The following is a 17,126-nucleotide window of genomic DNA, read 5'->3' as shown; positions in this document are numbered from 1 at the left end:
ATGATCCGTATCGCCGCCCTGCTTGCAGGCACCGCGCTGCTTGCGCCTACGTGCGCCCACGCCGAAGAGGCCGCCGACGCCGAAGGCCGCGTCGCCATCGTCGTCACCGGCAAGGCCGACGGCTATCGTCCGGAAGACGCCAACGCGATCAAGACCCCGACGCCGCTGGTCGACGTGCCGCAGAGCGTGGCGGTGCTGACCCGCGAACAGCTTGACGATCAGGCCGTGACCCAGTTGGGCGACGCGCTGCGCTATGTTCCGGGCGTGGTGCTGGGGCAGGGCGAAGGCCACCGCGACCAGGTCAACCTGCGCGGCCAGAACACCACCGCCGACTTCTATCTCGACGGGTTGCGCGACGACACGCAGTACTATCGCTCGCTCTACAACATCGAGCGCGTCGAGGTGCTCAAGGGTGCCAACGCGCTGCTGTTCGGCCGTGGCGGCGGTGGCGGCGTGGTCAATCGCGTCAGCAAGACGCCGGACATTGCCAAGGCCAAGGGCGCGGCCAGCGCGGGCGTGGACACGTTCGGTGCGTTTTCGATCGCGGGTGATCTCAACCAGCCGCTGGGTAGCACCATTGGCGCGCGCCTGAACGCCACCTACGAGGAGTTCAGGAACCACCGACAGGACTTCAACGGCCGCTTCATCGGCGTGAACCCGACTCTGGCGTTCGAGCCTGACGCTGACACCCGGGTCGAGCTGTCGTACAACTATGACGACGACGAGCGCACCACCGATCGCGGCGTGCCCTCGATCAACGGCGGACCGCTCAAGGGCTACGACGACACCTTCTTCGGCTCGGACGACCTCAACGTTGCGCGTGTCACCGCGCATATCGCGCAAGCCCGCATCGACCACCAGCTGGCCGACAGCCTGACGTTCAACGTGATCGGCCAGTACAGCCATACCGACAAGTTCTACAGCAACCTGTTCGCGGGCAGCGCGGTCAATGCCGCCACCAACATGGTAACGCTGTCGGGCTATTCGAGCGCCAACGTGCGCGAAAGCTGGGTGGGACAGACCAACCTCGTGTGGGAAGGCCGCACTGGCCCGATCGGTCACACCCTGCTGGCGGGGCTGGAAGTGTCCAGCCAGAACACCACCGGCCTGCGCAATGATCCGGTGTTCCAGGGCAGCGCGACGATCGATCTCGCCAAGCGCCTGACGATCCCGGCTGCCAGCTTCACCGGCATCGCACGCGTGACCGACAGCAAGGTCGATACCTGGTCTGCCTATGTGCAGGACCAGATCGACCTGGCCTCGTTCCTCCAGATCGTCGGCGGCGTGCGCTATGACGAGTTCAAGATCGCTGGCGCGGTCAACGGCGTCGGCGCCACGCGTACCGACAAGAAGTGGTCGCCGCGCGCGGGCATCATCCTCAAGCCGCGCAAGGAGATGTCGTTCTACGCCAGCTTCACCCGCAGCTTCCTGCCGCAGTCGGGCGACCAGTTCGGCTCGCTCGACGCCACGCAGGCGACGCTCGATCCCGAGCAGTTCGAGAACATCGAGGCGGGCCTGAAGTGGGACATCCACACCAACCTTGCCTTCACTGCCGCAGTCTATCGCCTGACGCGCGACAACACGCGCTTCGTCGACAACAACAACAACACGCAGCTTTCGGGCCGCACCCGCGCGCAGGGCGTGGAATTCTCGCTGGCCGGCCGCATCCTGCCCAATTGGCAGGCAAGCCTTGGTCTTGCCCTGCAGGAAGGCGAAGTGCGTTCCGCGACCACGTCGGCGCCGGCGGGGCGCAAGCTGGGCCAGTTGCCGCATATGCAGGCCTCGGCCTGGACGCGCTATGACGTGACCAAGCGCTTCGGCCTTGGCCTGGGGCTGACTCACCAGTCGTCGATGTACACCACGATCAGCAACACGGTGCGCCTGCCCGCGTGGACGCGCGTCGATGCCGCCGCGTTCTACGAGCTGAACGACCGCATTTCGATGCAGCTCAACGTCGAGAACCTGTTCGACACCGACTACTTCCCTTCGGCGCACACCGACAACAACATCACCACCGGCAAGCCGCTCAACGCGCGCCTGACGGTTCGCGCCAAGTTCTGATCACAGGCCGGGCGTGGTCGCTGTCTGCGGGGCAGGCAGCGGCACGCCGGGTTCCTCCCCGCGCGCGATGCGCCCGGCGCGCTGTACCGCGCGGGTCAGGCGCGGATGGACACCGCAGCGGCAGATGTTGGTCAGCGCGGTGGCGACGTCGGCTTCGGTGGGATTGGCATTGCGCGCCAGCAGCGCAGCGGCGGCGATGACGATGCCGGGCGTGCAGAAGCCGCACTGGATCGCCTGTTCGGCAACCAGTGCCTGCTGAACCGGGTGGCCGCGATCGGTCGACAGCCCCTCGATCGTGGTGACGGCGCGTCCTTCGGCCTCGCCCAGCGAAAGCGTGCAGCTCGGCATGGCCTGGCCATCCACGATCACCATGCACGCGCCGCATTCGCCCGTGCCGCAGCCGTATTTGGTGCCTGTGAGGTTGGCCGCGTCCCGCAGCGCCCACAGCAACGGCGTGTCCGGTTCGAGTCGGAACTCCATCGCCTGATTGTTGACCGTGAGCCGCGCCATGGCCCGGCATTAGCGGGCAAGGCGCGGCTTGGGAATCGTCAGTCGCGCCAGCCGCGGTCGATCTTGTCGATCCGGCGCACCCACGCGTTGAAATCCGTTTCGCCCGGGCGTGTGCCGGGCACCTGCACCTGGCGCAGGTCGCGCTGGTGCACGGCAATCACCTCTTCGGGAACGAGGATGGGCTTTGCCCCTGTGGAGAGCACCGCCAGCTGGATCTCGCAGGCGCGCTGCAGGCTCCACTGCTGGATGAACATCTGTTGCAGCGTCGGCGCCAGCACCACGGGTCCGTGGTTGCGCAGCATCAGGATGCGCTTGTCGCCAAGGTTGGCCAGCAGCCGCTCGCCCTCTTCGGCGCGGACCGTCACGCCTTCGAAGTCGTGGTAGGCAAGCTGGCCGATGAAGTTGCAGGCATAGAAGTTGATCGGCATCAGCCCTTCTTCCAGGCTGCAGACCGCCATGGTCGCCGTGGTGTGGACATGGGCGATGGCGTGCGCCCAGGGCAGGTGGCGGTGGAAATAGGCGTGCTGGGTGAACCCGGCCTTGTTCACCGGGTACTGCGATGCGCCGATGTTGTTGCCGTCGATGTCGATCTTGACCAGGTTCGACGCGGTCACCTCGGAATAGAGCAGGCCGTAAGGGTTGATCAGGAACGCGCCGTCCTCGCCCGGAACCTTCAGCGAGATGTGGTTGTAGACCGATTCCGACCAGCCGAGATGATCGTAGATGCGATAGCACGCGGCGAGTTCCTGCCGCGCCTGCCATTCGGCATCAGAGCAGTCGATGTTGGGGCGCAGGCTGGGGGCCATGGGTCTCTCCGGCAAATTCAGGTTTCGTTGGGAAACTTGTATCGCATGGCGGGCCATGTGCAAGCCGGACGCCCAAGGCCGAAGGCGCCGGGAATATTGTGAAATATTTTTGACATTGTTCTGTAACATTTTGCGCTCGTCGGGGCTTGGGCCTATTCTCTTCTCCCGAACGTCGCGCCGGAAGCCGCGACACGAACGAGGATGCAATGGCCCACTTTCTGGCCCTGGCGGCAACGGCCGCAGCAGCGGCGCTTCCCACCGTCTCCGCTCCCGCGGGGATCGCGGACGCCGACATTCCGGGGATGGTCACCGCGCAGGAGTATCCCCCGGAAGCGCGCGCGGCGGGAAAATCCACCGCCGCCACGATCGAGATCCGCGTCGATACGACAGGTCGTCCCCAGGATTGCCGCGTGGTTGCCGCGCTCGGTGATGCCCGGCTGGCGCGCGATGTCTGCCGGATTGCAGCGAAGAAGCGCTACAACCCTGCACGGCTAAGGGATGGCACGCCCGCCTTTGCCGTGGTGACGACGATGGTACGGCTCTACCTGCCCGGCCCTGCAACACAGGAGATCGCCGCGGCGCGGCTCCAGCCTGCCGCCGAGGTGAAGGTCGCGACGCTGCGCGGCAATGCCGCGAGCGCGGATGTCATGCTGGTGACGGCGGTCGATGTGGCGGGCCGGATCGTCGAGTGTGGACCGAAGCTGGAGGACCAGCGCGATCTGGCAGAGGCGATCTGCACACGGACCGATCTGTTCCATCCGCCGGTGGTCACTGACGCAAAAGGGGTGGCCATGCCCTATATCGCCGAGACTCTGGTTCGGGCTTGGGCGGGGCAGGGCTAGCGCCCTACGCCACGCCCATGTTGTCGATCAGCCGGGCCGCGCCGATCCGCGCGGCGACCAGCAGCCGCGCCGGGCGACCGTCGTAGGTGGCGATGTCTTCCAGCGTCACGGCATCGCGCAAGTCGGCATAGTCGATCGAGGCAAAGCCGCTTGCCAGCACTTCGGCGCGCAATGTCTCCAGCGCTCCGGCCACCGCGCCCCCGGCCACGACCGCCGCGATGGCCTTGCGCATGGCGCGGTTGAGCCCGGCGGCCTGTTCGCGCTCGCTTGGCGAAAGGTACTGGTTGCGGCTGCTCATGGCGAGGCCGTCGGCCTCGCGCACGGTTTCCACGCCGATGATGCTGTCGACGTGCGGGCGACTGAGATCAAGATCGCGCGCCATGCGGCGGATGATCGCGAGCTGCTGCCAGTCCTTCTCGCCGAACAGCGCCACGTCGGGGCGTACCTGGTTGAACAGCTTGCACACCACCGTGGCCACGCCATCGAAGTGGCCGGGCCTTGCGGTTCCGCACAGCACCGCGTCGAGGCCCGCGACCGAGATGTTGGTGGCGTAGCCTTGGGGGTACATCACGTCGACGGTTGGCGCCCACAGCAGGTCGACACCCTCCGCTTCCAGCAGGGCGGCATCTGCGGCGAGGCGGCGCGGGTAGGCGTCGAGATCCTCGTTCGGGCCGAACTGGCGGGGGTTGACGAAGATCGACACCGCAACGTGATCGGCGCGTGCCTGCGCTTCGCGGACCAGCGTCAGGTGGCCTTCGTGCAGTGCGCCCATCGTGGGCACGAAGGCGAGGGTTTTTCCCCCGTTTCGTAGGGAATCGACCGCTTCGCGCAGGGGTTCGAGCCGAGAGATGGTTTGCACGAGCGCGGCCTCTCCTTTAATCCCCTTCGCGGGGCTTCGCGGTTGCAACAAGGCATCCCTAACCGCAGCGCCCTGCCGGCAGCAAGCCCGGCTGCGTGGAACACCCTGATTTACAACAAGAGAGAGCTGGCACTTTGTCAAACGGTCCCCACCGCATCGTCTTCGCCAACGAAAAGGGCGGGACCGGCAAGTCCACCACGGCGGTTCACGTCGCGGTCGCGCTTGCCTATCAGGGCGCGCGGGTGGCAACGATCGACCTCGACGCGCGCCAGCGCACGATGCACCGTTATTTCGAAAATCGCGCCGAAACGATGAAGCGGCGCGGCATCGAACTGCCCAGTGCCAGCTACGGTGTCTATGGCCACGACAGCGTCGAGGCGCTGGACGACCTGACCGAGCAACTGGGGCAGGGCCACGACTTCATCGTGTTCGACACGCCCGGCCGCGACGATCCGCTGGCCCGCCACGTTGCCACGCGCGCCGATACCTTGGTGACGCCGCTGAACGACAGCTTCGTCGATTTCGACCTGATCGGGCAGGTGGACGCCGAAACCTTCAAGGTGCGCCGGCTGTCGTTCTATGCCGAACTGATCTGGGAAGCGCGCAAGAAGCGCGCGATGGCCACGATCAAGGATGCCCGGCGCGAAATGGACTGGGTGGTGGTGCGCAACCGCACCGGCTTTACCGAGGCGCGCAATCAGCGTCGCATCGACCAGGCATTGACCGAACTGTCGAAGCGCGTGGGCTTTCGCGTTGCCAGCGGCCTTTCTGAACGCGTGATCTATCGCGAGCTGTTCCCTTCGGGGCTGACCCTGCTCGACAAGGGGCACCTGGGTGAACTGGGCACCAGCCATCTCGTCGCGCGGCAGGAACTGCGCACGCTGGTGGCAGGGCTGAACCTGCCGATGCCCGCGCGTGAGGGCGCCCCTGTCCCGCTTGACGGCGTGGCATGATCAAGCTGCTGTGGATCGCTTTCCTCGCCAGCCTGCTCGTGCGCATGCTCGCGGGCAAGTGGCCGTGGGAACTGCTGGTGCTCCCCCCTCGTTCGGGAGGAGCACCGTCCGTGGCGGAGCAACGTGCCCGCAACCTTTTGGGTGTAGCGGGCAGGGCAAGCCGTGAAGAGATCGTAGACGCGCACCGGCGGCTGATCGGCCGGGTTCACCCGGATCGCGGCGGGTCGTCGGAGGCGGTACACGAAGCGAATGCCGCGCGGGATCTCCTGCTCGGACGACTGGGAGAGCGAGGCCGGGAGTCCTGAGCCGGGGATGTCCATCCCCGGTGGCAGGAGGCCATCATCACGCCGGCGCCGGTCCCTCGGCGCAGGTCATCGACCAAGAGGGGACAAGTCCTTCATGACGCACAAGTTCCATCCCACTGTCCTGCGCGAATACGACATTCGCGGGATCATCGGCGAAACGCTCGGGCCGGATGATGCCCGCGCCATCGGTCGCGGTTTCGGCACGCGCATCGTACGCGCAGGCGGCAAGCGCGTCGCGGTCGGCTACGACGGTCGTGTCAGTTCGCCGATCCTCGAACACGCGCTGGTCGAAGGGCTCAATGCCAGTGGCGTCGACGTGGTGCGCGTGGGCATGGGGCCCACGCCGATGCTGTATTACGCGGCGGCCTCACTTGAACAGGTAGATGGCGGCATTCAGATAACCGGCAGCCACAATCCCGCCAATTACAATGGCTTCAAGATGGTATTTGAGGGGCGTCCGTTCTTCGGTCCAGACATCCTCGATCTCGGTGTCCTCGCCGAAGCCGGCGACTGGACTTCCGGCAACGGAACCCACGAGACCATCGACATCGAGGACGAATACGTCGACCGACTGCTCAAGGGGCTCGACGGGATCGACCACGCCGAACTCGAAAAGCTCTCGATCGCCTGGGACTGCGGCAACGGCGCCTCCGGCCCCGTCGTCGAGAAGCTGACCGCGCGTCTGCCTGGCAAGCACACCCTGTTGTTCACCGAAGTGGATGGCAACTTTCCCAATCATCATCCTGATCCCACCGAGGAGAAGAACCTCGTCGATCTCAGGCAGGCTGTCGCGGACGGTAAGCTCGACTTCGGAGTTGCTTTCGATGGCGATGGCGACCGCATCGGCGCGATCGACGGCGAAGGTCGCATCGTGTGGGGCGACCAACTGCTGATGATCTATGCCGAGGATCTGCTGCGGATGCAGCCCGGCGTCACGATTATCGCGGACGTGAAGGCCAGCCGCGCGCTGTTCGACCGTGTCACGGAACTCGGCGGCAAGCCGCTGATGTGGAAGACCGGCCACTCCCTCATCAAATCCAAAATGAAGGAGACTGGCAGCCCGCTGGCCGGCGAAATGAGCGGCCACGTGTTCTTCGCGCACGAATACTACGGCTTTGACGATGCGCTCTACGCGGCGATCCGCCTGATCGCTGCCTCGGCGCGACTCGGCAAGTCCGTAACCGCCCTGAGGGGCGCGATGCCCGCGATGATCAACACGCCCGAGCTGCGCTTCCAGGTCGACGAGAGCCGCAAGTTCGCGGTGATCGACGAAGTGAAGGCCCGGCTCCAAGCCGAAGGCGCCGATGTCAACGCCACCGATGGCGCGCGCGTCAACACGGCCGATGGATGGTGGCTGCTGCGCGCCTCGAACACGCAGGACGTGCTCGTCGCCCGCGCGGAAAGCTACACCGACGAAGGCCTCGCCCGGCTGATGGGCATGATCGACGCCCAGTTGGCCGCTTCGGGCCTGGAGCGGGGGCCGCAGGCTGGCCATTGACGCAAAGAGGCGCGCGAGGCTTCACCGCCTCGCGCGCCGATTTTGGCGTGCCGCAATTCGATTTCTAGCGCTGGTTCGCAGGTGTGAGCGTAACGTCGGTCAATTGCGCCGCGCCCTGACCGGGCACCAGTGCAAACGATAGCCAGGGGGCCTCGCAAGCGCCATCATGGCGCAGCACGGCCGTTCGCTTTCCACCCGGACCGGCGGTGCCGACCTGCCAGTCGACTCCTTTGCCGCAATCGAGGCCCACGACCACGCGCGCGGAGGCCGCGCCGCCGTCGGTGGTTGACGTCCAGCTCGCGCGGTAGTCGCCCGGATCGATCAGCACGAGTTGCCGCACGAACACTTTCGGACGGTCGACGACGCCGTCGACCGCCAGCACTCTGCTTCCGGCGCGTCGGCCCGGCTCCATCAGCACCGAGATGCCGGCGTTGCCGACAAAGGTCCACGCCAGCGAGGCACGGGTCTGCGCGACTTCGGCGTGGTCGAAGCTGCCGTCGTAGACGACGGCGCCGCGCGCGGTGGGGCAATGCGCGGCCCACACATCATGCGCGTTGCGTACCTCGCCAAGCGAGACCTCGCGCTGTACGAATTGCGAGATCTCCTCGCATCCCAGCGGCTTTCCCGCGCGCGCGAGATCCAGCAGCACCGCGCGGCGCAGGTCCAGCACTTCGGGCGCCGTGTCCCACACGTCGGCGATGTAGGGGCGCAGCCAGCCGGGGCTTTCGACCAGCCGCTGCGCCAGCGCAGAACGACCTTCCTCGACCTGCTCCAGCGGGTCCAGAAGTTTGCGGTTGCGCAGGAGATCCGGCTGCTGGCGTAGCAGCGCGTCGAGGCGGACCGCCGCGTTGGGATAGTCTTCGTAGGCCAGCGAGGCCTGCATCCAGTAGAGCTGGGTCAGGGGGATGCGCCAGCCCATCTGCGCCGCCACGCGGAAGGCCTTCTCGGCCCCGGTGCCGTCCTTGTGGCCGAGCAGCGCCGCGCCGAGCACTGCTGTGCTGGCAGGCTCGATCGGCGTTCGGCGAACGGCGGCGCGCGCCAGTTCCAACGCGCGGTCGGCGTCGCCGATCGATTGGGCGTTGGTGGCCTGGTTGCGCAGGGATTGTGTCGCCAGAGCCGACGGCAGCATCCCGGCAAGCATCGGCTGTTCGGCGCCCATGCGGTCGAGCCCGCTGGCCAGCGCGACGAGCGCGTAAGTGGCGGCCACAGCCGCCACCCCGATGCTCGACAGCAACCGCCGCTGGCTCACCGCCTGGGCCATCAGCTGTCTGCCTTCTCCGACGAGCTGCCGTACTGATAGTAGTCGTAGCCGTAGTAGTCGGAATAGTACTGGTTACCGGCCTTGGTGGCTTCGAACTTGGTCAGCACGGCGCCCAGGATGATCGGGCGCATGGCGCGCAGACGCCGGATGGCGCCGCGCAGCGAGCCGCGACGGTTGCGGTTGGCCTCGACCACGAAGACGACGCCATCGACCAGCGCCGACATCAGCGGCGCGTCGGCGAGGCCCAGTACCGGCGGGGAGTCGACGATCACCGTGTCGAAGTGACGGGCACCTTCTGTCAGCAGATCCTCGAGCCGGTTCGAAGACAGCAGTTCGGTCGGGCTGGGCGGCACCGGCCCCGATGGCAGCACAGACAGGTTGGGGATCGCGGTCGGCAGCGCGACGTCGATCAGCGGCACGTGCGATGTCAGCAGGGTCGAAAGACCCGCATCGTTCGACAGGTCGACGCGGCGGTGCACCGACGGACGCCGCATGTCGGCGTCGATCAGCAGCACGGTCCGGCCCATGCGGGCAAAGCCGGTGGCGAGCGCAAGACTGGTGGTGGTCTTGCCCTCGGCCGGCTGGGCGCTGGTAACCTGGATGACCCGCGGGAGGCCCTCGCTCGTCGAATACATCAGCGAGCCACGCAACGAGTTGTAGGCTTCGGTCACGGCCGACTTGGGGTCGGACAGCGCCGCATCGGGGTCGTCGTCGCGCGCACCCGGGATGACGCCGAGCAGCGCCATCTCGAGCTTGTTCTCGACGTCTTCGGGGACGCGGATCGAATCGTTGAACTGTTCGCGAACGAAGACGAACACGCCGGCCACCGCCGCGCCGGCGATGAGGCCGAACAACAGGTTGCGAAGCAGGTTGGGCGAGGAGGGCACACGCGGCGTTTCGGCTTCGTCGATCACCGAGATGTTCGACAGGCTGACGCCGGCCACCGCATTGAGCTTCTTGTAGCGCTCCAGCAGGCCTTCATAGACCTGGCGGTTGGTGTCCGCATCGCGCGAGAGCAGCCCGTACTGGACGGTGCGATCCTGCTCGGCGAGCGTATCGCTCTTGAGCGTGGCGACCTGACTGGTCAGGCTGGCTTCGGCTTCGCGTGCCGCTTCGTAATCGGAGCGCACCGAATTCTTGATATTGTTGGCGGTGATCTGGATCTGCTCGTTCAGGGCTTTGAGCTGCGAGCGCTTGGCAAGGACGGCCGGATAGTCGTCCATGTGGCGGCTCTGCTCTTCCTTGAGCGAGGCTTCGATTTGCGCCTTCTGCGTCAGCAAGCTGGCGATCGTGCTGTTGGTCAGGACTTCGTTGCTCGATAGCAGCGGGACGGAACTGATCGCCCGCCAGCGACCTTCGGCGGCGATCCGCCTGGTGGTGGCGTCGTTTGCTGCGGCGTTGACCTGCAGCAGGCTGGACGTGGTGACCGACCCCCCCGATGCGTTGTCCGAGTTCGGGGTGTTGCTGTTGCTGCGCGGGATGATCAGCCCGTTGCTGCGTGCATAGGCATTCAGCGCGCGCTCTGATTCCTCCACCTTCTGCTTGGCGAGCTGAAGCTGTTCGCCGAGGAAGCTGCGGGCATAGGAGGAGCTGTCGAATTTGCGCTGCAGGTTCGACTGGATGAATTCATCGACATAGGCATTGGCGATCTTCGCCGACATCGCAGGATCGGTGCTGGTGAACTCGATCGACACGATGCGCGAATCGCGCGGCAGCACGACGTTGAGGTTGGCACGCAGCAGAGCCCCGGCCTGGCGTTGCGCTTCGGCGAGCGGCGTGCCCGGTTCCGGTGCCTTTGCTTCCTGCGCGGCGAAGAATGAAGGATTGCCTGCGAGGTTGAGCCGCTGCGCGACGCGCACGGCAAGGCCGCGGCTGGAAATGACCTCGGTCTGCGTCTTGAGGAAGCGGTCGGTGTCCCACGTGGCGCCCAGGGCTTCGTCCTGGGTATTTTCCTCGGACAGCACGCGACCGGACGAATCGTTGATCTGGATCTTGGCGCTGGACGTATACTTCGGTGTCATCAGCAAGGTCGCGATCGCCGTCAGCGACAGCGCGACAGCCAGGATGGCTCCGATGATCAGGAGATTGCGCCGGACGATCGCCAGCATGAAGCGCAAGTCGAACGCGGGACGAGCCAAGCCGGCGGTAGCACCGCCGAACGGGTCTCCCGCCTGGGCGGACCGGGAAATGACGTAGCTTTCGCTCGCAGGGAGAGTGTCTGACAAGGCTGATGTCTTTCCGGTCAATTGAACACGTTGTTGTTCAGCAGGACGAACACGTTGAGCAACGGTGCGGCCTGGAGGATATCGCGCCAGACACCCTTGCCGTTGGAGTGGCCAACCACGACCATGTCGCCCGCCAGCACACGCGGGTCGGCAGCGTTGCCGGAGCGGATCTGCTGAATGTCGAACCGGGCGCCCATGTGCTGGCCGTTCACGGTGCGGAAGATCATCACTTCGTCAAGCTTGGCGACGTTGGTCGGGCTCTTGGCGCGCGCCATGGCTGTCAGCAGCGTGGTGTCGGGGCCGACTTCGAACACGCCCGGCTCCCGCACGTCGCCTTCGACCGAGTAGGTATTGCGCGTGGTTTCGATAACGATGACCGAAACGTCCGGGTGCTTGATGTACTTCGCCGCCAGGCGGGTGGAGATATCCTCGCGCAGGGCGCGCGCGGTCTTGCCGGCCGCGCTCACTTCGCCCGCCAGAGGAACCTGGATGAACCCGTTGGCGTCGACGTAGTACTGGTCCGAGGTGAGTTCGGGCTCGCCGATCACGCGGATGGCGAGGCGATCGCCGGCCTGCAGCACTTCGTTGACCCCGGGTCCGGCGGCCTGGTCACCGATCGCCTGGTAGGCAGCGGGGCCAACGGGAAGGTTGTTGACGACGCCGCTCGAACAGCCGCCCAGCGTGAGCAGGGCGAGGGTGCAGCAGATTGTGGTGCGATTCATGATCATTCGGCTGGGTTCCGGAAAACAGATCATCCGGCGCGACTGCGCTCCGGAGGGGGCAAGAGCAAGGCGGCCATCACGGCGATCAATGTAGCCATCGACATGGAACGAAAGGGATAATCGACCATAGAGTGCAGCGCAACAAGGGTGAATGCTGCAAGGGCGCAGGAAATTTGTGCGCGCGCGAATGGGGCGTCAGATCGCCACTCTCGCACGGCGAACACTGCAAAAAGAACGACGAGCAGAAGCGCAACCAGGGCTGCGAACGCACCACCTTCGAGTGCGTACTCCAGATATTCATTGTGCGCGCGGTTCGGCAGCTTTGTGTCGACCACTTCCAGGCGTTCAGCCGCGAACATCACGGGCACGAACGTGCCCACGCCGGAGCCGAACGGCATGGTGGCGTCGATCGCGTAGCGGGTGTCGCGCCATAGGTCGGGTCGAGTCTCGTGATCCGCCGCAAAGCGCGTAACGACACGCGTTACGCTTTGATTGGCGGACAAGGTGAGTGATGCCCCGAGGCCCACGACCACGATCGCGCCGACCATCGCTGCGCCAAGGGCCGCCTTGCGACCACCAGCCCCGCGCGGCCAGGCCAGCGCCAACGCGGCCGGCATGGTCAGCGCGAAAAGCGCGATTCCGGCGCGCGACCCGGTCATGAACACGCCCACGCCGACCAGCATCGATAGTACAGCAACCAGAACCAGCAGGGGCGCCGGACCGATACGTTCGCCTCGGCCCTCGTTCCACAGGCGCAGCGATGTCACTGCCGCGAGCAGTCCTACCAGGAGAATGTCGGCCGTCGTGTTGCGGTTGGCCTGGAATCCGAGAATCACCTGGTTGCCGCTGCCGTAGAAATCGAAAAGATCCCCGCGCATCTGCCCGACGCCCACGAACAGGCTGACGAGGGCGACTGCGCTGGCCAGCGCGAGCAACAGGGCGCGTTCGCGACGCCGCAGGCTTGCAGCCATCACGAGCATCAAGAGCGGTGGCAGGGATGAGAGTACCCCCGCGAGCGTGCGATCAGGGGCCATTGACCAGGGGCGCCAGCGATCGGCCGCACCGATCAGCGAGAGCGCTTCGATCTCGGGGCCTCGTCCGGGCATGGAGTGCCAGAGAGAAGGCGGCAACGGCACGAGCTGGAGCAATGGAAGCGCCAGAAAGATTGCGGCGGCGATGAGTGCGGGGCGCGACATGGCGCGTCCGGTGCCGACCATTGCGCGATACCAGGCGAACGCCAGCACTGCCGCGCCGAGCTGCAGCAGCAATTCCGGCAGGGGAGAGGGTGATCCGCCACCGCCCAGGACAAGCGACGCGGCCAGCAGGACCAAGACCGGCAGTACGGCACGATCCATGCGCGATATCCGTCCTATTCTCGCAGCGGAAAGGGGTTGGGCCGAGCCTAACCGAAGATCTGAAATAAGAAACCCCCTCCGAAACGAAGGGGGTTTCCTAACTTTATCATTTGCTGGACAGACGCAGCGTCCGATCAACCACCGCTGCCGTTGCCATTGCCGTCGGCGGCGATGATGATGCCGGTGATGATGGCGGCGCCGCCGAGGCCGAGCAGAGCGGCTTCTTCACCGTCGATCTTGCTGCGCTTGGCACCGGCGAGCGGAACCGTGCGCTTGACGGCCTTCTTTGCAACGGACGGGACGGCATCGCCCGACCGAGTGCCAGCCGCCTGGGCGGCGCCCGACAGACCAAGAGCAAGCGCGGCGATCGCCACGGCTCCGATTTTAGTCAGCTTGTTCACTGCAACCTCCAGATTCGGCGTACGGACATTTACCTAACCGACAATATCTCCATTTTCAACCTATATTGCGGAGGCGAACAAGAAAGTGCGCAGTTGCAAAACGATGACAGTTTAAGAAAACTGCCTATTTGTTGCGCTTGTCACTCAGGTTCGCCGCAGCGCAACGCTTCGTCGTCGCTTTGGCACGATCTGCCTTAGAATGCGCGATCGTGAACCAGCACGGTGATCGTAGCTGCAATGATTCGCAGGTCGCGCCAGACAGTCCAGCCATCCAGGTATTCGAGATCTGCCTGGAGGCGGTCGGACAGATCCTGTTCCGAATCGGTCGCGCCGCGAAGGCCGCGAATCTGCGCAAGCCCGGTAAGGCCCGGCTTGAGCGAATGGCGCAGCAGATAGCGCGGGTCGACGTCCCAAAAGCGCTTCGAACCGGCCAGCGATCCGATCGCGTGGGGGCGCGGGCCGACGATGCTCATATCGCCCTTCAGCACGTTGAGCAGTTGCGGCAGTTCGTCGATGCTCGTGCGGCGGATAAAGCGGCCGATGCGGGTGATGCGGTCGTCATCCTTGCTGGCGGAGCGCACCCCTGCCGCGTCGAGTTGCTCGACACGCATCGAGCGGAACTTGTAGATCCAGAACAGGCGATTGTTACGCCCCTGGCGTTGCTGCAGGAAGAACACGGGGCCCGCGTCCTCCAGCTTGATGAGCAGCGCCACGAGCGCCAGAAGCGGCGCCAGAAACAGCAGGGCGCCACCGGCCACGGCAAGGTCCATCAACCGCTTGGCCACGCGGCTGCGCAGACCCAGCGGCCCCGTGGACACCACCAGCGAGCCATAATTGTGCCCGCGTCGCGCGCCCAGCACGCCTAGTGTGGTGACTTCGGGCTCCACGATCTCTCCGCAGATGTTCGATCCTTTGAACACCTGCGCCCAGTCCATTCGCCGTTCAGGCGGGCAGGTGACGAGCACGCGGTCCATGTTGGCCATAAACATCCCCAGGCGGTCCAGCATGTGCGGGTCCTGCCGATGGGGCGCCAGGCGATGTTCGCGGGTATCGATGTGCCAGGCGTGGGGGACGCGCACCGGCATCCCACCATCGTCGAACACGAGCACGTTTTCCGCCGTCGCGCCGCAGCGCAGCCGGATCAGTGGCTGGACCAGCGCACGTACCCAGATCAGCAGCGCGGCGGTGGTCACGACGCCGAAGCCGGTGGTGACGCGCGAATACTGCTCGCTAGACTTGGCGAAGAACGCCACGAACAGGGTGAAGGTCAGCGCGGCGATCAAGGCCATGAGCGCGCGCTTCTGGCTTGTGCGCAGCGAGGTCAGGGAGCCGATGGCATAGGCCTTGAGGCTGAGCGCCGCTGTCCAGTACACCGGCAGCAGCATGGCCCACTGCTCGGTGATCCCGTCACCTGCGATGTCGCCAAGGTAAATGTAAGCCGTGAACAGGAAGCCGACGGTGATGGCCAAGCCATCGAGCACCACCAGCATCAGGTAGCTTTGCAGTCTACGACGCTCCAGCGAGGGCGCCAGCGGCAGCGTCACGCGCCGCGTCTCTGCGCCCCCGGTCCGTCCGGAAGTCTCGGCTTTCGTCAGGTCGTGCTCAAGCGTCGTCATCGCGCGGGGCCGGTCCTTGAGGGATTCGTCGTTCTGGCGAGCCGAAGGCATTGCTGGTGCGCTGTGCAGCATAGCACCGTTTTCGATCTTTGCTGCGCTGCAATACGTACATAACCTTAGTCTGTTGGCAATACAAACCAACGCGCAATGCGGTCCGTCTGTCGATTTTCTTCGGCAATGAAGCGCTGGCAGGCGCTGTCCGCCGGAAGGCGGATCAGCGCGCCGTGGCGGCGCGGGCGATCTCGGCCAGCCCTTGCGCCAGCAACAGTTCGCTGTTGCGGCTGTCGGCCAGCAGGGCGGCGTGCAGCGCGGCAAGACGGGCGATCAACCGTTCTAGACGCCGACCACGCCAGCGCTTCAACTGGGTTACGATGTCGGGCTTGTCGCGGAAGAACAGCCGCCGCGCGTTGACTTCGCCTTCGAGGAAGGCGTTGAGATCGCTGCGATTGCCCAGCCTTCCGGCCAAGGCCGCAAGTTGCGCCGCGCGACGTTCGAAGGCCAGCAGCAGGCCGACCGGATTCAGCTCCAGCTCGCGAAAGCGCGCCAGTTCGCCCGCCAGCCGCTTGGCCTCGCCCGACAGCACTGCATTGACCAAGGGCATGAAGCCATCGTCCTCGCTGGCGGCGCCGATCGCATCTAGCGCTTTGGCATCGGCGGTGCGCGGGGCTTGCGGCGTAGCGTCCAGGTAGAGCGCCAGCTTCTCAATCTCGCTGCGCGCCATGCGCGTGTCGAGCGCACAGCCTTGCGCGATTCGCTCGGCCAGATCGCCATCGAGTCGCAGGCCAGCAGGCCCAGCCATGTCGCGCACGGCGGCAGCGACCGTACGCAGGTCGGGCGGGTGGAACATGACCACCAGCGCATCGCGCCGGTCGGCCAGCAGCTTGGCCACGCGCGACTTGTCGGTGGCCGAGGTGGCGACGATCAGCACCGGCCAGCCGTCCACCGGGCTGGCCAGCAACGTCTCCACCGCGTCGTAGACTTCATCGCCCGCGCTGCGGATATGGATTTGCCGCCTGTCGCCGAACAGCGAGACCGAGCGGGCCTCGTCGGCCAGCCGCACCGGATCGCGGCGCAATTCCGCGCCGGAAAGCTCGACCTTCTCGCCCTGTGGCAGCGCGGCGGCGATCTTCGCGGCGGCATCGCTCGCGCCCGCTTCGTCGGGACCACAGAAGTAGAACACCGCGCAGTCGCGCGCGGCGCTTGCGATCATGCCGGCGAAATTCTTCTGCGTTGCCTTCACTTGACCTGGCGCAGGCGGACCGCGACGCGGGTGACGATCTGGTCGGCGATTTCGTGGCTGAGGTTTTCGAGCGCGGTCTGCTCGGCCGCGATCACCGCGTATTCGTTCTGCACCACGTCGAGACCAGCGTCGGCGCTGGCAGTGGCGTCGACCAGGATTTTGCCGCTGCCAGCATCGACCAGCTGGTAACGCGCGCGCAGCGTCCGCCGCTCGCGCGTGACCGCGTCGTTGCCGATGAGGCCGAGGCCTTGCAGCCGATCGTCCAGCCGCACGTCGAGGCGGTAGCGCTGCGGCGTGTCCTTGCCCGCGCCCAGCCGGTCGACCAGCGCGTTGCGCACCAGCCAGCCGGACTTGCCTTCGATCGGCGAGACGCCCACCGCCGCCACCGCGCGCGCGACCTCGCCGCTGCCGCCGCCGGCATACATCGGCGAGAGGCCGCAACCGGCAAGCGCCAGCAGCGCGAGCAGGGCAA

General features: G+C 65.8%; 16 protein-coding genes. 5 read left to right on the top strand and 11 right to left on the bottom strand.

Features of this window, described 5'->3' with window-relative positions:
- On the top strand, positions 1–2,061 hold the full coding sequence (locus K3A84_RS13635; RefSeq protein ID WP_225009905.1) for a TonB-dependent receptor: 2,061 nt from the start codon (positions 1–3) through the stop codon (positions 2,059–2,061).
- Here K3A84_RS13635 and K3A84_RS13630 read toward each other — a convergent pair whose 3' ends face one another.
- Positions 2,062–2,571 carry a (2Fe-2S)-binding protein gene (locus K3A84_RS13630; RefSeq protein ID WP_225009904.1) on the bottom strand — a complete coding sequence of 170 codons (510 nt, stop codon included), beginning with the start codon at positions 2,569–2,571 and terminating at the stop codon, positions 2,062–2,064. It abuts the gene before it with no gap.
- 38 nt (positions 2,572–2,609) lie between these two features.
- Positions 2,610–3,377: a class II aldolase/adducin family protein gene (locus K3A84_RS13625; RefSeq protein ID WP_225009903.1), complete on the bottom strand. Its 768-nt coding sequence runs from the start codon at positions 3,375–3,377 to the stop codon at positions 2,610–2,612.
- Positions 3,378–3,583: 206 nt separating this feature from the next.
- Between K3A84_RS13625 and K3A84_RS13620 the strand changes: the two genes are divergently transcribed.
- Positions 3,584–4,219, top strand: coding sequence for a TonB family protein (locus K3A84_RS13620; protein ID WP_225009902.1), 636 nt, complete (start codon positions 3,584–3,586; stop codon positions 4,217–4,219).
- A 4-nt stretch (positions 4,220–4,223) separates the two neighbouring features.
- Here K3A84_RS13620 and panC read toward each other — a convergent pair whose 3' ends face one another.
- Positions 4,224–5,078 (bottom strand): pantoate--beta-alanine ligase, encoded by an 855-nt coding sequence (gene panC, locus K3A84_RS13615; RefSeq protein ID WP_225009901.1) that lies wholly within the window; start codon positions 5,076–5,078, stop codon positions 4,224–4,226.
- A gap of 134 nt (positions 5,079–5,212) precedes the next feature.
- On the opposite strand from panC, the gene K3A84_RS13610 reads away from it, so the two are divergent.
- The 3 genes from K3A84_RS13610 to pgmG all read left to right on the top strand — a co-directional run bounded on the left by K3A84_RS13610 (position 5,213) and on the right by pgmG (position 7,834).
- On the top strand, positions 5,213–6,031 hold the full coding sequence (locus K3A84_RS13610) for a division plane positioning ATPase MipZ (RefSeq protein ID WP_225009900.1): 819 nt from the start codon (positions 5,213–5,215) through the stop codon (positions 6,029–6,031).
- Positions 6,028–6,336, top strand: a complete 309-nt coding sequence (locus tag K3A84_RS13605; protein ID WP_225009899.1) for a J domain-containing protein — start codon at positions 6,028–6,030, stop codon at positions 6,334–6,336. Before K3A84_RS13610 ends, K3A84_RS13605 begins: the two co-directional genes overlap by 4 nt.
- Positions 6,337–6,430: 94 nt before the next feature.
- Positions 6,431–7,834 carry a phosphoglucomutase/phosphomannomutase PgmG gene (gene pgmG / locus K3A84_RS13600; protein WP_225009898.1) on the top strand — a complete coding sequence of 468 codons (1,404 nt, stop codon included), beginning with the start codon at positions 6,431–6,433 and terminating at the stop codon, positions 7,832–7,834.
- A gap of 64 nt (positions 7,835–7,898) precedes the next feature.
- On the opposite strand, the gene K3A84_RS13595 is transcribed toward pgmG, so the two are convergent.
- The 8 genes from K3A84_RS13595 to lptE all read right to left on the bottom strand — a co-directional run bounded on the left by K3A84_RS13595 (position 7,899) and on the right by lptE (position 17,079).
- Positions 7,899–9,095 (bottom strand): tetratricopeptide repeat protein, encoded by a 1,197-nt coding sequence (locus K3A84_RS13595; RefSeq protein WP_225009897.1) that lies wholly within the window; start codon positions 9,093–9,095, stop codon positions 7,899–7,901.
- On the bottom strand, positions 9,095–11,233 hold the full coding sequence (locus tag K3A84_RS13590) for a GumC family protein (RefSeq protein WP_225009896.1): 2,139 nt from the start codon (positions 11,231–11,233) through the stop codon (positions 9,095–9,097). Before K3A84_RS13590 ends, K3A84_RS13595 begins: the two co-directional genes overlap by 1 nt.
- A gap of 104 nt (positions 11,234–11,337) precedes the next feature.
- Positions 11,338–12,042, bottom strand: a complete 705-nt coding sequence (locus K3A84_RS13585; protein WP_225009895.1) for a polysaccharide biosynthesis/export family protein — start codon at positions 12,040–12,042, stop codon at positions 11,338–11,340.
- 29 nt (positions 12,043–12,071) lie between these two features.
- Positions 12,072–13,397 (bottom strand): O-antigen ligase family protein, encoded by a 1,326-nt coding sequence (locus K3A84_RS13580; RefSeq protein ID WP_225009894.1) that lies wholly within the window; start codon positions 13,395–13,397, stop codon positions 12,072–12,074.
- Between the two features lie 134 nt (positions 13,398–13,531).
- Positions 13,532–13,798 carry a hypothetical protein gene (locus K3A84_RS13575; RefSeq protein WP_225009893.1) on the bottom strand — a complete coding sequence of 89 codons (267 nt, stop codon included), beginning with the start codon at positions 13,796–13,798 and terminating at the stop codon, positions 13,532–13,534.
- Positions 13,799–13,992: 194 nt separating this feature from the next.
- The gene (locus K3A84_RS20535) at positions 13,993–15,465 is read right to left on the bottom strand and encodes a sugar transferase (RefSeq protein WP_318248312.1); all 1,473 of its coding nucleotides are present in this window, start codon (positions 15,463–15,465) and stop codon (positions 13,993–13,995) included.
- A 163-nt stretch (positions 15,466–15,628) separates the two neighbouring features.
- Positions 15,629–16,654 (bottom strand): DNA polymerase III subunit delta, encoded by a 1,026-nt coding sequence (gene holA, locus K3A84_RS13565; RefSeq protein ID WP_225009892.1) that lies wholly within the window; start codon positions 16,652–16,654, stop codon positions 15,629–15,631.
- Positions 16,651–17,079, bottom strand: a complete 429-nt coding sequence (lptE, locus tag K3A84_RS13560; protein WP_225010168.1) for an LPS assembly lipoprotein LptE — start codon at positions 17,077–17,079, stop codon at positions 16,651–16,653. The genes holA and lptE overlap by 4 nt, the downstream gene beginning before the upstream one ends.
- Between the last annotated feature and the right edge of the window lie 47 nt (positions 17,080–17,126).

Origin of the sequence: Novosphingobium percolationis, assembly GCF_020179425.1 — a bacterium.
Classification (GTDB): Bacteria; Pseudomonadota; Alphaproteobacteria; order Sphingomonadales; family Sphingomonadaceae; genus Novosphingobium; species Novosphingobium percolationis.
Note: the sequence above shows the minus strand (reverse complement) of the source record. Positions and strands in the feature narration are given on the sequence as shown.

Excerpts from the sequence above, each read along its gene's own strand:
- K3A84_RS13595 (WP_225009897.1), bottom strand. The coding sequence starts at position 9,095 with ATGGCCCAGGCGGTGAGCCAGCGGCGGTTGCTGTCGAGCATCGGGGTG.
- K3A84_RS13580 (WP_225009894.1), bottom strand. The coding sequence starts at position 13,397 with ATGGATCGTGCCGTACTGCCGGTCTTGGTCCTGCTGGCCGCGTCGCTT.
- K3A84_RS13620 (WP_225009902.1), top strand. The coding sequence starts at position 3,584 with ATGGCCCACTTTCTGGCCCTGGCGGCAACGGCCGCAGCAGCGGCGCTT.
- K3A84_RS13625 (WP_225009903.1), bottom strand. The coding sequence starts at position 3,377 with ATGGCCCCCAGCCTGCGCCCCAACATCGACTGCTCTGATGCCGAATGG.
- K3A84_RS13635 (WP_225009905.1), top strand. The coding sequence starts at position 1 with ATGATCCGTATCGCCGCCCTGCTTGCAGGCACCGCGCTGCTTGCGCCT.
- K3A84_RS20535 (WP_318248312.1), bottom strand. The coding sequence starts at position 15,465 with ATGCCTTCGGCTCGCCAGAACGACGAATCCCTCAAGGACCGGCCCCGC.
- K3A84_RS13630 (WP_225009904.1), bottom strand. The coding sequence starts at position 2,571 with ATGGCGCGGCTCACGGTCAACAATCAGGCGATGGAGTTCCGACTCGAA.
- K3A84_RS13605 (WP_225009899.1), top strand. The coding sequence starts at position 6,028 with ATGATCAAGCTGCTGTGGATCGCTTTCCTCGCCAGCCTGCTCGTGCGC.
- pgmG (WP_225009898.1), top strand. The coding sequence starts at position 6,431 with ATGACGCACAAGTTCCATCCCACTGTCCTGCGCGAATACGACATTCGC.
- lptE (WP_225010168.1), bottom strand. The coding sequence starts at position 17,079 with ATGTATGCCGGCGGCGGCAGCGGCGAGGTCGCGCGCGCGGTGGCGGCG.
- K3A84_RS13585 (WP_225009895.1), bottom strand. The coding sequence starts at position 12,042 with ATGAATCGCACCACAATCTGCTGCACCCTCGCCCTGCTCACGCTGGGC.